Below are 13,806 nucleotides of genomic sequence, written 5' to 3'. Positions count from 1 at the left end.
TCACTGATGCATAAGCCCATGCCGCCGCTGCGGGCCCTGGTGGCCTTCGAGGCGGCGGTCCGTCACGCCAGTTTCAAGCAGGCCGCCGAAGAGTTGCATCTCACCCCGGGTGCGGTCTCGCAACAGGTGCAAAAGCTGGAGCATTGGCTGGGGTATCCGCTGTTTGTGCGGCAGGTGCGCCAGCTGCAGGTGACCGAACGTGGCATGAGCTATTTCAGCCGTATCGCGCCGGCGCTGGAACAGATAAGCGCCGCCAGTGAAGCCTGCCGGGAAACCTCCCCGGATCGGGTGTCCCTGTCGTTGTCGCAAACCCTGGCGGCCAAATGGCTGGGCCCCCGGCTGGGGGATTTCGTCAGCCGCCATCCCGACATCGAAGTCCATATCAATGCCTCCAATCATCCGGTTGATTTTCAGCGGGAAGCGGTGGATCTGGCGATACGGCATTTCGACGGGCGAGACCCGTCGCTGGAGGTACAGGAGGTTTTCGACGACGAAGTCCGGTTGTTTTGTGCTCCCGCCTATGGTGATGCCATGGCATTGCAGCATCCGGACCGGCTCAGTGGGGTAACCTTGATCGTGGCCACGCCTTACCCGTTCTGGGATGACTGGCTGAGCCGCTTTACTACCCTTGCCCCAGCAGTAAGCAAGCGGATACCGGCGCTGTACTTCGACCAGACCCTGCTGGCGATCGATGCGGCCAAGCGTGGCCAGGGCGTGGTGCTGAGCAACCACCTCCTGGTGCAGGAAGAGCTGGAGCGAGGGGAGTTGATCGAGCCGTTTGGGTTGTCTCTGCCCCTGGATAAGAGCTACTACCTGGTCCACCCCAGGCGCCAGCCCCTCAGCCGGTCGGCCGGCACCCTGAAAGACTGGCTGTTGGACCAGTTTGCTAAATCGGGTATGCGCGCAACTACCTGAATCAGGCTTCCGCCACCCTGAGCAGGGAAGGGCGTACCAGCAACCAGTAGCTGAGCAGCGCCAGTATGGTGCAGATGGCCATCACGCTGGTCATCGGCAGGGGAGAGAGCAGGGCGCTGCTATTGACCGCGAAGGCGGCCACCGCCCCCAGGCCGAAGCGCAGGGTCCCGGCCAGGGCCGACGCGGTGCCGGCGGCCTGGGGAAAGTGGCTGAGCAGGCCGGCCATGGCATTGGCACCGACCAGGCTGATTTGCGCTATGGTGATCATCACAGGTACCACTATGCCCCACAGGCCGCCGAACTGGCCGACGGCGTTGACCATCAGCAAGCTGCTGGCCAGGGCCGAGACGGTCAGGCCGAGCTGCAGCAGGCGATCGCTGCCCAAATGCCTGACCAGGCGGCTGTTGCCGAAGGTCAATATCATCATCAGCACAATATTCAGGCCGAACAGCAAGCCGTAATGCTGGGGAGGCACGCCGAAAACCTCGATATAGACCAGGGGCGAACCGGAGATAAAGGCGAACATGGAGGCGGTGGTCAGGGCGCCGCACAGTATGTAACCCAGCGCCGCCCTGTGCTGCAGCACCTTGCCGTAATTGCGCAAAATGGGCAGCAGGTGAAAGGGCTGGCGGTGTTCGGGCTTCATGGTTTCGGGGATCTTGATGGCCAGAGCCATGCTGACCAGCACCCCTATTATCGCCAACAAAATAAAAATACTGTGCCAGTGGGCCACCAGCATCAGGTAGCCGCCTATCAGGGGCGCAAGCAGGGGCGCCAGTGTCATCACCAGTATCACCAGCGACATCACCCGGGCGAATTGATCCCGCTCGAACATGTCCCGCAGCAGGGCATTGAGCACCACGGAGCTGGCCGCTCCGCCCACCGCCTGCAGCAGGCGAAAGGCCATCAGGGTTTCTATGCTGTCGGCAAAGGCGCAGCCCAGGCTGGCCAGGCTGAAGATCGTGGTGCCCAACAGCATCACCGGTTTGCGGCCCACGCTGTCGGCCAGCGGCCCGTAAAACAGCTGTCCCAGGGCGAACCCCGCCAGGAACACACTGATGGTCAACTGGGCCTGGGAAATAGGCACGCCCAGATCCCGCGCTATGGTAGGCAGACTCGGCAGATACATATCGATGGCCAGGGGAGTCAGGCCGGCCAGGCTGGCCAGCAGTAACAACAGTGAGAGGGGAAGGCCCATGGATCTGTTCCAAAAGTATCAATTGTAACTGATTTAACCATGGTAATGAGGATCAGGCAAAAGGAGTTTCGGCTGCTTAGGGATAATAGGGATAAATATGCAGCCGGGGGATCAGCGGCTCATCGGCGATACGCTGCGGCCGGCGTTGACGGGTCTTGGCCGGCGGGTAATCGCCCAGCGGGGTGACGGCCGGCGGCGTGTCCTGGCACAGCAAGAGCGGCAGGTGGGCCTTTACCTGTTGCTGACGCGGGCTTACCTCTTCGGCCCAGCGTACATTGACCATGGGATGGGTCTTGACCGGGCGTCGCAGCCTTAATTCCACCCCGGCGGGCAGCCGCTTCACATCGTAAATCTCCCGATCGATGCATTGCTGCCAGGTGAGGGCGTCGGTCAGTGCCGGCGGTGTGGCCTTGGCGGCATTGAGCTGGCGGACCAGCTCGTCCTTGTCTATTTTGCGGATGATCTGCTTGTTGGCCCAGGTAAAGCCCAGGCGGGAGGCCGGACGGGGCAGCAGCACCAGCTGGCGATAGACCTGCAGAGTGATCAGCCCGGGAAAGGTGTCGTGCACCAGGGTGAATTTTTGGTCCCGGCCTTCGGCTTCCTGTACCTGGCTGCGAAACTGTTGCTTGAGCTGGTTGATCTGCTCTACCAGGGGGACCAGCGCCGGCCGGGCGTCGGTGGGTAACACCAGATAACCGGGCAGCCGGAAACTGGCCTTGCTCGAGCAGTCGGCACGCATGTGCCACTGGCGGTAGGACTGCAAGGCGGTGGCCAGGGCGGATTCGCCGATCAGGCGCGAAACGCTGATCTGCTCGATGGGCTCATGCTCCTTGCCGGCCGGCACATCGGGCAGGGGATAGCAGGCGGCCTGCAGGATCTGGGATGGGTCTTGGCCGAGCAGCCGGGTCAGGTCGTTGAGGCTGGTTTCCAGCTGTTCCAGGGTGGCGCGCAGGCGGGCGGCGAGAGTAAACATATTTTATGCCAACATACTTAGGTTGACTGTCAATGTAGCAATGAAGGAAAAGGCGGGCAAGGGGATCGGCGGAAAGGGACGAAAATGAGTGCCAATCCCGGATCATCACGGGATCGGCCAGGGCTATTTACCCTTCCTGCTCTTGAGCGCGATACCCAGGCATACAGCGGCACCACCCCAGGTCAACCCCAAGCCGATGATCATCATGATGATGGCACCCGTGCTCATAAGCGTGACTCCTGCCTGCTGGCTGCGTTGATCGACAGGGCGAGGATCAGCATGATGCCGATCATGCCCCAGCCGATGAAATAAATTTCATGATTAGCATAACCGCCGTAATTCTCGCGGAAGGCGCCCAGAATATTGTTGAACAGCAATATCAGCAAGATGCCCACCGACACAAAGCGGATGCAGAACAGCCACCAGTTGCCGACCCTGAATTCCGATAGCCGGTTGGCATGACGCTGGAAGTCGGTCAGCCGGCACAGCCAGCCGGCCAGCAGCAATTCCAGCAGGCAGGCGCCCAGCAGGGCAACATTGTTGATAAAGTAATCGACCAGGTCCAGCAGCAGCAGTCCCCCCTGGGTGATAAATAACAGGCTGATCAGGAAGCCCAGGGTACAGAACAGGGTCGAAGCTTGATGGCGGTTCCAGCCCAGTTTGTCCATCAACCCGGTAATGACCGCCTGGGCTATCGAAATATGGGAGCTGACGCCGGCAAACACCAGGGCCAGGAAGAACAGGGGCCCCATGATGCCCGGCGCCGGCAACAGGTTGATGGCGGTCGGCAGGGTGACAAACGCCAGGCCGACGCCGGAGCTGACCACCTCCGTCAGTGCCGTGCCCTGGGCATGGGCCATATAGCCGAGGGCGCCGAACACCATGATACCGGCCAGCATGGAGAAGCCACAGTTCATCAATACCGTCATAAAGGCGTTGTTGTTGATATCGGATTTTTCCGGCAAGAAGCTGGCGTAAGACAGCATGATGGCAAAGCCGACACTCAGGGTGAAAAAAATCTGGCCATAGGCGGCAGACCACACCTTGGGATCCCAGATCTTGCTGAAGTCGGGGGCGAACATCCAGTTGATGCCATCGAGGGCACCGGGCAGGAAGGCGATGCGGGCAATCAGGTAAAGCACCAGCAAAAACAGCAGGGGCATGAGTATTTTGTTGATTTTTTCGATGCCGCCCTGCACCCCCCGGTAAGTGGCGACATAGGTAGCCGCCCAGGCAATGCTCAGGGGCAACAGCAGGTTCCAGCGCAGGTCGCCCAGGCGGGAGGGGGCGTTATCGCTGGTCAGTCCCAGGAAGGTGCCGAAGAAGAAGCTGTTGCTGTCGTCCCCCCAGGATTGGCTGAAGGCGAAATAGCAATAGGAAATGGCCCAGGCGATCACCACCACGTAATAGCAGGCGATAACGGCCGAGATCATCACCTGAAACCAACCCAGCCACTCGAAGCGGCGATTCAGGCTGGCCAGTGTTTTAGGGGCACCGGAGCGGTATTTATGGCCTAGGGTAAACTCCAGAATCATAAAGGGGATGCCGGCGGTCAGCATGGCGAACAGGTAGGGGATGAAGAAAGCCCCGCCGCCATTTTCATAAGTTACGTAAGGAAAGCGCCAGATATTACCCAGCCCCACGGCCGACCCCACGGCGGCCAGAATAAAGCCGGTGCGGGAACCCCATTGTTCACGACTCATAATGACCCCTTGGGCGAGATGATTATATTTAACAATAGCGTAGCCGATAGCGGGGAAGAGAAAAAAGTCAGGGAGAGAATGGTTTGTCAGCAAAAATGAATGGTAATTCACTTATTAGTTTTTATGTAATGTTAATGAATAGTTTATTGTTGTTTGTTTAATTAACTTCATTTTTTACAATAAGATAATGAGAGTTGTGCTTGTTTTTTGCATTAGAAAAACTGATTTTTATACACAAGAAAGGTAGCTTGATGGGGGGTAATACCGGCAGTATTCTTGGCTTGAAATCTACCGGAGGCGCATCATGAACCAGACTCTTCAGCAATCAGTTGCTTTTACTCAAACATCTCGCCGGCAGCAGGGCAAAGCCGGTGTCCTTGCCAGAATGAACAGCTGGCTGCAGCGCAGCCGCAGCCGTCGTGAACTGGCGGAATTGCCCACCTATCTGTTGAAAGACATCGGTTTGAACGAATCAGACCGCTATCGGGAAATCAGCAAGCCGTTCTGGCAAAGGTAATACACCGCAAGGATGCGCCAATAAAAAAGCCGCTGTTTAACAGCGGCTTTTTTATTACGACGGCGTTTAGCCAAAAATATAAAAGTAGCCGGCCAGTATGCCGATACAGGCCAGGTTAAGGACAAAGCCGGCCTTCATCATCTGGCCCTGGCGGATCAAGCCACTGCCGAAGACGATGGCATTGGGGGGCGTGGCCACCGGCAGCATAAAAGCGCAGGACGCCGCCACCGCGATGACGGAGGCCACCATCACGGGCGTCAGCCCCAGGCTTTCCGCCACCGCCGCGAATACCGGGACCAGCAGGGCGGCGCTGGCGGTATTGGATGCCAACTCGGTGAGGAACACTACGAAGGCGGTGATGGCCAGCAGGATCACGAAGGGGCTGGCGTCTGCCAGCAGCTCCGCCAGGTAATTGGCAAGAAACAGGCTGGTGCCGGTGTCACGCAACACGCTGCTCAGGGTCAGGCCGCCACCGAACAACAGCAGGACGCCCCAGTCGGTATGTTTTGCGATGTGTTGCCATTCGGCCACCCGGCTCAGGCCGATCAAGACGATGGCGAGCAGGGCGACCAGGGTATCGAAGGCGCTCAGCCCTCCCAGGGCGGCAGACACCGGGCTGGAGAAAATCCATAAGGCCACGGTCAGGGCAAAGATGGCGAGGGTGATTTTTCGCTTACCGGTCCAACGCATTTCTTCCTGCTGTAATTCGACGCGTTGATTGAGCCGGGGACGAAACAGCAGATACAGGATGACGATGGCCACCGGCAGCAGGAGCAGGGTAATGGGCAGACCCAGTGCCATCCAGTCACTGAAGCTCAGGCCCACCTCGGCGGCGGCGATGGCATTGGGCGGGCTGCCGACCAGGGTGGCGATCCCGCCGATGCTGGCGCTGTAGGCGATGCCGAGCAGGACAAACACATAGGTGGCCCTGTGTTGATGCTGATCCAGGCAGCTGAGCAATCCCAGGGCCAGCGGCAGCATCATGGCGGCGGTGGCGGTATTGCTGATCCACATGGAGAGGAAGGCGGTGGTCAGAAACATCAGCAACACGGCGATGCTTAAGCGGCCGTTGGCCAGCTGCAGGATGCGGTTGGCGATCAACTTATCCAGCCCCTGGCTGTGCATGGCGGCGGCCAGGGCAAAGCCCCCCAGGAATAAAAAGATGATGGGGTTGGCAAAGTTGCCGAGGGCGGCCCCCGTGGTCAATATGCCCAACACCGCCGCCAGCAGGGGGACCATCAGCGCGGTAATGGTGATATGTATCGCTTCGGTCAGCCATAATACGGCAATAAAGATCAGCAGGCTCAAGCCTTTATTGACATCGGGCTCAAAAGGCAGGACAACCAGCAGGGTGGCGAATAAACAGATATCGGCGAGTAATATCCAGCCCTTGATGCCGATCCTGGATGTTTTTTGAGGGGGGACTGTGGGCATGTTTACGCTCTGTATCTTGTTATTATTGAATGAAAGAACATGGTCTCATAATAGGCCAAAGGCAGGGTTTTGTACTTGTCTTGTCCGTTTTATGACGGATACCGGTCTTGCGTGAGCACTTTGTCTTAAGTTACCCCGCCTGGTCGATTATCATGATGGATTTGCCGCCAGCCTGAATTTAGAGCCCCGACATGCCAACGTTTATCCGAATTACCATGCTTACGGCCCTGCTGTTAGTGCTGGGTCTAAGCCTCTATAGCCTGTTGCTGGAGCGACAGTATCGGGACTATCGTGAATTGGCGAGCAGGGCCGGTCCCCTGGTCGATGATCTGCATCATGTGCATCATGAAATCATCATGCTGGATGCCGAGAATGATGTCCGGCTGGAGGGCAAGATCCAAAGCCTCTCGCTGAGCCTGGGTCATTTCAACGACTATCTTAAGGGCTGGGAGCACCAGGAGCCGGATCTACGGCCGGTGATGGCCGAGTTGCAAAACTATCTGTCGGGACTGAGCCAGTTGCAGGAGGAGGAGCTGCGCCTTCGTTATGCCCTGAAGGAGTTTCATCAGCAGCTCGGCATGCTGGAGACGGTCAGCCCGGAGCAATTAGCCGGCATTGAGCGTTTGTCGGAACTCAGTGAACTCTATCTGTATGCCTTCCAACCGGCCTTTGTCGACCATTTGGCCAATGTCGCCCAATCCCTGGCAGCTGGGGCCGATGAGCAACTGACCGAGATGCTGTATGGGCACCGGCTGTATCGTCAGAGCCTGCGGCGTATCATAGGGTTGCGCCGGCAACTGGGGGATGACGATGTCACCGGGCTGTTGCAGTGGAAAAAGCGCTGGGAAGAAGAGCTTAATGGCGCCAAGGAGCGGCTGCTGCTGATCCTGGCGCTGATGCTGGGGGTGATCTTCAGCGCCGGAATGGCGTTGTTGCATGTGCGCAATAAACAGTTAAAGCAATCCAATCAGGCATCAATGGCCCTGGCGCGGGCGAAAACCGACTTTCTGGCCAATATGAGCCACGAGATCCGCACGCCGATGAATGCGATTATCGGTTTTGGCTCCCTGGTGCAGCAAACGGCCCTTAATGCCCAGCAAGCGGAATATATCAAAAAAATCCGCACCTCCTCCGATACCCTGCTGTTGCTGATCAACGATATCCTCGATCTGACCAAGGTGGAGTCGGGCAAGCTGGAGCTGGAAGACATAGCCTTCGATCTGAACCAGCAGCTGGATACTTTGTCCGGTCTGTTTGCCGATATGTCGGAGCAAAAGCAGCTGGAAGTGATCATCAACAAGGCGCCGGATGTACCCGATCAGCTACAGGGGGATCCCTTACGGTTAGGTCAGATATTAGCCAACCTGGTCAGCAATGCGGTCAAGTTTACCGAGCGGGGAGAAGTGGTACTGGCGATTTATCTCTGCCCCGGGGATGAACAACGATTGTGCTTTGAAGTAAAGGACACGGGTATCGGCATCATGCCCGAAAAGCTGGCCAGCCTGTTCAAGCCCTTTACCCAGCTGGATGCCAGCACCACCCGCAAGTACGGCGGCAGTGGTTTGGGACTCAACATCAGCCGGCATCTGATCCAGTTGATGCAGGGCAGCATATCGGTACAGAGTCAGCCGGGACTGGGGTCGACCTTTAAGGTGGTATTGCCCTTGCGGCGGGCCGCCGTCAGCCCCCATGAAGAGCACAGGCCTGATTTTATTCCCGGTCAAAAAATATTACTGGTGGATGATAATGAACTGGTGCTGGAGCTCATGGGCCGCATCATCCGGGATGCCGGCTTTATCCTCTATACGGCGAGGGATGCGGTTTCTGCCAAGGAGATTATCCAGCAGCGGGGGGCCGAGTTACGGCTGGCGCTGATTGATTGCCGGCTGGGCCAGGATAATGGCCTGGATCTGGCCGGCTTCATTACCCGGCAGCACCATCTGGCAGGGCTTGATATCGTGATCACCAGTGCCTTTGGCCGGGAGCGGCCCTCGGGGCAGATGGATAGCCTGGGTATCCGCCATTTCCTGTCTAAACCGATTACCGAAAAAAGTTTGCTGGCCTGCCTGTCCAAGGTGCTCAACCCCCAGCCCGAGGCCATGGCGCCATCATCTGCCAACGCAGATGACACCTGGTTTTACCGCAAGCGGTTGATGGGCTGTCATCTCTTGCTGGCAGAAGACAACAGGGTCAATCAGCAATTGATCGTCGAGTTTCTGGCGAAAGTCGGGGTGACGGTGACCCTGGCCAATCATGGCCAGCAGGCAATAGACATGGTGTCGAAAAATACCTTCGATGCCATTCTAATGGATTTGCAGATGCCGATCCTCGATGGCCTTCAGGCGACCCGCCAAATCCGCAAGCTCAGGGTTAACCACCAGATCCCCATTATCGCCCTCACCGCCAGCGCCATGCGCGGCGACAGGGAAACCTGCCTGGAGGCAGGCATGAACGGCTATGTCACCAAGCCGGTCAATCGCATCGAGTTGTATCAGGCGCTGCTTCAGGTCGGCCTGGGCCATGAGCAAAGGGGGGCTCCGGGATCCGATAACAGCAGGGCTCGGGATAGCGGTGTCCAGGACGGGGAGAGCGGCTATCTGGCCCTGGACCAGGCCCGCAGCCGGTTCGAACGGGACAGCCGGGCATTTACCTTATTACTCAGGCTGTTTATCGAGGAGCATCAGGATGATGTGTGGCAATTGCAGGCGGCGTTGGCCAATGGGGACGACCTGGAGGCGAACAAGGTGCTGCGGCGGCTGGCCGCAGTCGCTGCCAATATTTATGCCGAGCCGCTGGCCGCGCTGGCGGGCGAGCTGGAGGCTGAAGGACAACAAGGGGGAACCCCGTCGCCGGAGAAAATGGATGAACTGACCCGCGTTTTCGCCAAAACCCGGGAGCAGGCCGCTCATGTCCTGAGCCATTTATCCTGGCCAGCACAGTCTGTTGGAGAATGATTTTCTCACTTTGCCAACTCAATCACAATTTTCATTAATGCGGTATATAGTTCTTATAATGTAAAAGTTACTGAAATATTTATCTATTAAATATTATCGCTTCAGCGGAACATACAGCGCCGTCAGGGCCAGCGCCCAGCATGGCCTGACAGGGGCCGGTTTGACTGTTTTTTTACTCTGGATTTATCCCTTCTTTTAGATGATATTGTCGTCATGTCCGCATCTTTGTAGGGAAGTGTTATGAAAGTTTTGGTCTTGGGTAGTGGAGTCGTCGGTGTTACCAGTGCCTGGTATTTGGCTCAGCAGGGTCATGAGGTAGTGGTGCTGGATCGACAGCCTGAAGCGGCCGAAGAGACCAGCTTTGCCAATGCCGGACAGCTGTCGTTTGGCATGTCATCCCCCTGGGCCGGCCCCGGTATCCCGGCCAAAGCCATCAAGTGGATATTTCAGGAGCACGCCCCGCTCAAGGTCCGCCCGAGCCTGAACCCGATGCAATGGCAGTTTATGCTGTCGATGCTGGCTAACTGCAACGAAAAATCCTATAGCGTCAATAAATCCCGTATGGTGCGGGTATCCGACTACAGCCGGCAGTGTGTCAACGCCCTGCAGGATGAACTGAAGCTGCCGTTTGAAGGCCGTAAGAAAGGCCTGTTACAGGTATTCCGCACCCAGAAGCAGGTGGATGATGCCGCCAAGGACATCAAGGTGCTGCAGGACTTCAAGGTGCCTCATGCCATGCTCAATGTGGAGGAGTGTATCGCCCGTGAGCCGGCCCTGGCCCGGGTAAAAGACCAGCTGGTGGGTGGCCTGCATTTCTCCGAGGATCAAACCGGTGACTGCAACCTCTTTACCAAGGCGTTGGTGAAGAAATGTATCGAACAGGGCGTCACCTTCAAGTTCAACACCGAGATCAAGGGCCTGGTGCGCGATGGCGAGCGGATCAGCGGGGTGCAGACCGACAAGGGGCTGGAAACCGCCGATCAGGTGCTGGTCTGCCTGGGCAGCTATTCTCCCTTCCTGCTCAATTCCCTCGGGATCCGCCTGCCGATCTACCCGGTCAAGGGCTATTCCCTGACCATAGACGTAAAGGAAGATGCGGATGCTCCCCAGTCCACCGTGATGGATGAAACCTTCAAGGTGGCGATTACCCGTTTCGACACGCGGATCCGTGCCGCCGGTACCGCCGAGCTGGCCGATTTCAACAGCGACCTGCCCGAGGCCCGGCGTGAGACCATTGCCCATTCCGTCAGGAGCCTGTTTCCCGAGGGCGGCAAGATCGAAGAGGCCAGCTTCTGGACCGGTTTCCGTCCCATGACGCCCGACGGCACCCCCATTATCGGCGGCACCCGTCTCAAGAACCTCTGGCTGAACACCGGCCACGGTACCTTGGGTTGGACCATGGGTCCGGGGTCCGGCAAGTTGATCGCGGACTTGATCAGCGGCAGGCAGCCGGACATAGATCCGCAGGGACTGTCAATCAGCCGCTACTGAGCCATTCGGCGCCGTTTATCGCGAGCCTTCCCAACATCCCCGCGCCCGCGGGGATTTTTTGCGGCGGGAGAGACCGCCATGACGGGTGCGGGTATGCGCTGCTCGCCCATGGGGCTGATACGCCCGCGGCTTCGATGGCGTCTGGCAGTGGGCCGGGCAATGGGATAGAGTTGAGTGATAATAGGTGTGCCCCCTTGCCGTTCGTTAACGAATGGCAAGGGGGCACACCCTGACATGGAGTTATCATGGAAGAGATACTCACCCTGCTGTTTGAACGCCTGCCTCACTGGTTTGAACAGATCCTTTCCGCAACCGTCCTTTATCAGCTGATCGTCCTGTTGCTGGCGGCGCTGGGCGCCTTGATGGTCAACCGCCTCGCCAGCCGGCTGTTGCATCTGGATGACGGCGCACCGGGCTCGGGCCTGCGTCATGTCACCCGCCGGACCGTACAGAAGGTGGTGTTCCCCCTGTCCATGCTGCTGTGGGTGCTGCTCGGCAAGGCAGCCCTGCTGATGCTGTCATTGCCGGTGATGCTGATCAGCATAGCCGTGCCCCTGCTGCTTTCCCTGGTGCTGATCCGTATCCTCGTCTACCTGCTGCGCAAGGGATTTCCGCCCACCCCCATGCTGATGGCCTGGGAGAATATAGTGTCTACCGGCATCTGGTTGGTGGTGGCTTTACACCTGCTGGGCTGGTTGCCGGTGGTCACCGAAACCCTGGATGCGGTGGCCTTCGACATGGGCAGGACCCGTATCTCCCTGCTGTCGACCATCAAGCTGGTGGTATTGGTCGCCATGCTGCTGACCCTGGCTTTCTGGATATCCGGGTTGTTGGAACGGCGGATGAAGTTATCGGCCTATATGGCGCCGTCGATGCAGGTCGCCTTCGCCAAGTTCAGCAAGTTTTTCCTGATCACCCTGGCATTGTTGCTTGCCATCGACGCGGTGGGCATAGATCTCACCGCCCTGGCGGTGTTCGGCGGTGCCCTGGGGGTAGGGATCGGTTTTGGTCTGCAGCGCATCGCCAGTAATTTCATCAGCGGCTTTATCCTGGTGCTGGACAGATCCATCAAGCCCGGCGATGTGATCACCGTATCTGGCCAGTTTGGCCGGGTCGAGGAGCTGCGCGCCCGTTATGTGGTGGTCAAGAGCCGGGATGGGGTGGAGACGTTGATCCCCAATGAAAACCTGATCACCTCGGAGGTGATTAACTGGAGCTATACCGATCCCTATGTGCGGGTCAGTATTCCGGTACAGATAAGCTACGAGGATGATCCGGAACAGGCCATGGCGCTGATGCTGGAATGCATCCAGAATTCGCCCCGGGTCCTCGCTTACCCCGAGTCCACGGTCCAGCTGCGCGGTTTTGGTGAAAGCGGTATCGATTTGGAGTTGCGGATCTGGATCCGGGATCCGGAAGCTGGTGTCGGCAATATCCGCTCCCAGATCAACCTGGCCATCTGGCACGCCTTCAAGCAGGCCGGTATCACCATTCCCTATCCCCAGCGGGATCTGCATATCAAGGCGGTGCCGCCGCCCCCGGCCGAGGTGGCCCCGACGACGCCGAAAGAGCCGTAAGCAGAGCGGCACAGGCCAAGGTACGATATTTACAGCCTGTGCCGGGCAGGCCATACTGCCTCTTTTTTGCCAGCCAGCCTTATGTTACTGACCTTGCTTAATATTGTGGTGCCCGTGTTTGCCGTGGTGGTGGTGGGCTTTGTGTTTGGCCGTCGCCAGGCCCATGCCGACATGGGGTTTGTTAACCTCGCCAATGTCGCCGTCTTTTGTCCGGCCCTGGTATTTTCCGCCCTGCTCAAAAACCCCGTCACGCTGGCCGGCAGCTGGCCCTTGATGGTGGCCGGCCTGCTGATTATCCTGTTGCCCGGACTGCTGCTGACCCTGTTTTCCTTCGAAGGGCTGGAGCGGCGGACCCAGGTCCTGGCCGGCATGTTCAGGAACACCGGCAATATCGGCATTCCCCTGATGATGCTGGCCTATGGTGCCGAGCAACTGGGTGCCATAGTGATACTGTTCGTGCTTTCCAACCTGGTTCATTTTTCCCTCGGGTTGTTCATCCTTTCCCGGGAGGCGGGCCATTGGCAGTGGCTGAAAAACCCCACTATCTGGGCGGCGGCGCTGGGCATGGGACTGGCGGATCATCCCTCCCTGCTGCCCGGTTTTATCACTACCTCGGCCGAACTGCTGGGCCAGATGGCGGTGCCCTTGATGTTGTTTGCCCTAGGGGTGCGTCTGTCCGAGGGAGAGATGGGCAACCTGGGGCTGGCCTTCAGGGTGAACATTAGTTACCTGCTGGTGGGGGCGGCGAGCCTGCTGCTGGTGGCCTGGCTGCTGCCCTTGACCGACGACTGGCTGCGTCTGCTGGCGTTGTCGGTGATGTTGCCGCCGGCGGTGCTGAATTACCTGTTATGCGAGCAGTTCCGCTGCCAGCCCGACAAGATGGCCAGTATCGTCCTGCTGGGCAATGCCATGTCGGTGTTTACCATTCCCCTGGTGGTCTATCTTACCCTGACCTTTATCTAAGCGTTCTGGGTGAAAAATAACGAGAGGATGAAGGCAGCGATGGCTGTGCTCCGGCGACGGCCGGAGAGTTGGTACATTAAA

General features: G+C 58.3%; 11 protein-coding genes. 6 read left to right on the top strand and 5 right to left on the bottom strand.

Going from position 1 to position 13,806, the window contains the following annotated elements; all coding sequences use genetic code 11:
* Positions 1–6 precede the first annotated feature (6 nt).
* On the top strand, positions 7–915 hold the full coding sequence (locus ABD806_RS03890) for a LysR substrate-binding domain-containing protein (protein WP_344954904.1): 909 nt from the start codon (positions 7–9) through the stop codon (positions 913–915).
* A 1-nt stretch (position 916) separates the two neighbouring features.
* Here ABD806_RS03890 and ABD806_RS03885 read toward each other — a convergent pair whose 3' ends face one another.
* The 4 genes from ABD806_RS03885 to ABD806_RS03870 form a co-directional block, all read right to left on the bottom strand.
* On the bottom strand, positions 917–2,113 hold the full coding sequence (locus tag ABD806_RS03885; protein WP_344954902.1) for a Bcr/CflA family multidrug efflux MFS transporter: 1,197 nt from the start codon (positions 2,111–2,113) through the stop codon (positions 917–919).
* Between the two features lie 76 nt (positions 2,114–2,189).
* Complete coding sequence (locus ABD806_RS03880) at positions 2,190–3,086, bottom strand: DNA replication terminus site-binding protein (protein WP_344954900.1); 897 nt, start codon at positions 3,084–3,086, stop codon at positions 2,190–2,192.
* Between the two features lie 123 nt (positions 3,087–3,209).
* Positions 3,210–3,314: a MetS family NSS transporter small subunit gene (locus tag ABD806_RS03875; RefSeq protein WP_344954898.1), complete on the bottom strand. Its 105-nt coding sequence runs from the start codon at positions 3,312–3,314 to the stop codon at positions 3,210–3,212.
* Complete coding sequence (locus tag ABD806_RS03870) at positions 3,311–4,789, bottom strand: sodium-dependent transporter (protein ID WP_344954896.1); 1,479 nt, start codon at positions 4,787–4,789, stop codon at positions 3,311–3,313. The genes ABD806_RS03875 and ABD806_RS03870 overlap by 4 nt, the downstream gene beginning before the upstream one ends.
* Before the next feature lie 304 nt (positions 4,790–5,093).
* Between ABD806_RS03870 and ABD806_RS03865 the strand changes: the two genes are divergently transcribed.
* Positions 5,094–5,306, top strand: coding sequence for a DUF1127 domain-containing protein (locus ABD806_RS03865; RefSeq protein ID WP_344954894.1), 213 nt, complete (start codon positions 5,094–5,096; stop codon positions 5,304–5,306).
* Positions 5,307–5,372: 66 nt separating this feature from the next.
* Here the strand turns inward: ABD806_RS03865 and ABD806_RS03860 are convergent, their stop codons facing one another.
* Positions 5,373–6,740 (bottom strand): SLC13 family permease, encoded by a 1,368-nt coding sequence (locus ABD806_RS03860; RefSeq protein ID WP_344954892.1) that lies wholly within the window; start codon positions 6,738–6,740, stop codon positions 5,373–5,375.
* Positions 6,741–6,931: 191 nt separating this feature from the next.
* Between ABD806_RS03860 and ABD806_RS03855 the strand changes: the two genes are divergently transcribed.
* The 4 genes from ABD806_RS03855 (at position 6,932) to ABD806_RS03840 (ending at position 13,725) form a co-directional block, all read left to right on the top strand.
* The gene (locus tag ABD806_RS03855; protein ID WP_344954890.1) at positions 6,932–9,694 is read left to right on the top strand and encodes a hybrid sensor histidine kinase/response regulator; all 2,763 of its coding nucleotides are present in this window, start codon (positions 6,932–6,934) and stop codon (positions 9,692–9,694) included.
* A 240-nt stretch (positions 9,695–9,934) separates the two neighbouring features.
* Entirely contained in the window at positions 9,935–11,185 is a 1,251-nt protein-coding gene (locus ABD806_RS03850; protein ID WP_344954888.1) for a D-amino acid dehydrogenase, read from the top strand.
* 245 nt (positions 11,186–11,430) lie between these two features.
* Entirely contained in the window at positions 11,431–12,762 is a 1,332-nt protein-coding gene (locus ABD806_RS03845) for a mechanosensitive ion channel family protein (protein WP_344954886.1), read from the top strand.
* Positions 12,763–12,843: 81 nt separating this feature from the next.
* A complete protein-coding gene (locus tag ABD806_RS03840) occupies positions 12,844–13,725 on the top strand; it encodes an AEC family transporter (RefSeq protein ID WP_344954884.1) in 882 nt (293 codons plus the stop codon).
* Positions 13,726–13,806 lie beyond the last annotated feature (81 nt).

Source organism: Zobellella aerophila, from assembly GCF_039539325.1.
Lineage (GTDB): Bacteria > Pseudomonadota > Gammaproteobacteria > Enterobacterales > Aeromonadaceae > Oceanimonas > Oceanimonas aerophila.
This window is presented reverse-complemented; position numbering and strand designations above follow the sequence as displayed.

What these genes read in the sequence shown, in the direction of transcription:
- ABD806_RS03890 (WP_344954904.1), top strand. Translation starts at nt 7, where the DNA reads ATGCATAAGCCCATGCCGCCGCTGCGGGCCCTGGTGGCCTTCGAGGCG.
- ABD806_RS03880 (WP_344954900.1), bottom strand. Translation starts at nt 3,086, where the DNA reads ATGTTTACTCTCGCCGCCCGCCTGCGCGCCACCCTGGAACAGCTGGAA.
- ABD806_RS03850 (WP_344954888.1), top strand. Translation starts at nt 9,935, where the DNA reads ATGAAAGTTTTGGTCTTGGGTAGTGGAGTCGTCGGTGTTACCAGTGCC.
- ABD806_RS03870 (WP_344954896.1), bottom strand. Translation starts at nt 4,789, where the DNA reads ATGAGTCGTGAACAATGGGGTTCCCGCACCGGCTTTATTCTGGCCGCC.
- ABD806_RS03875 (WP_344954898.1), bottom strand. Translation starts at nt 3,314, where the DNA reads ATGAGCACGGGTGCCATCATCATGATGATCATCGGCTTGGGGTTGACC.
- ABD806_RS03855 (WP_344954890.1), top strand. Translation starts at nt 6,932, where the DNA reads ATGCCAACGTTTATCCGAATTACCATGCTTACGGCCCTGCTGTTAGTG.
- ABD806_RS03885 (WP_344954902.1), bottom strand. Translation starts at nt 2,113, where the DNA reads ATGGGCCTTCCCCTCTCACTGTTGTTACTGCTGGCCAGCCTGGCCGGC.
- ABD806_RS03845 (WP_344954886.1), top strand. Translation starts at nt 11,431, where the DNA reads ATGGAAGAGATACTCACCCTGCTGTTTGAACGCCTGCCTCACTGGTTT.
- ABD806_RS03860 (WP_344954892.1), bottom strand. Translation starts at nt 6,740, where the DNA reads ATGCCCACAGTCCCCCCTCAAAAAACATCCAGGATCGGCATCAAGGGC.
- ABD806_RS03865 (WP_344954894.1), top strand. Translation starts at nt 5,094, where the DNA reads ATGAACCAGACTCTTCAGCAATCAGTTGCTTTTACTCAAACATCTCGC.
- ABD806_RS03840 (WP_344954884.1), top strand. Translation starts at nt 12,844, where the DNA reads ATGTTACTGACCTTGCTTAATATTGTGGTGCCCGTGTTTGCCGTGGTG.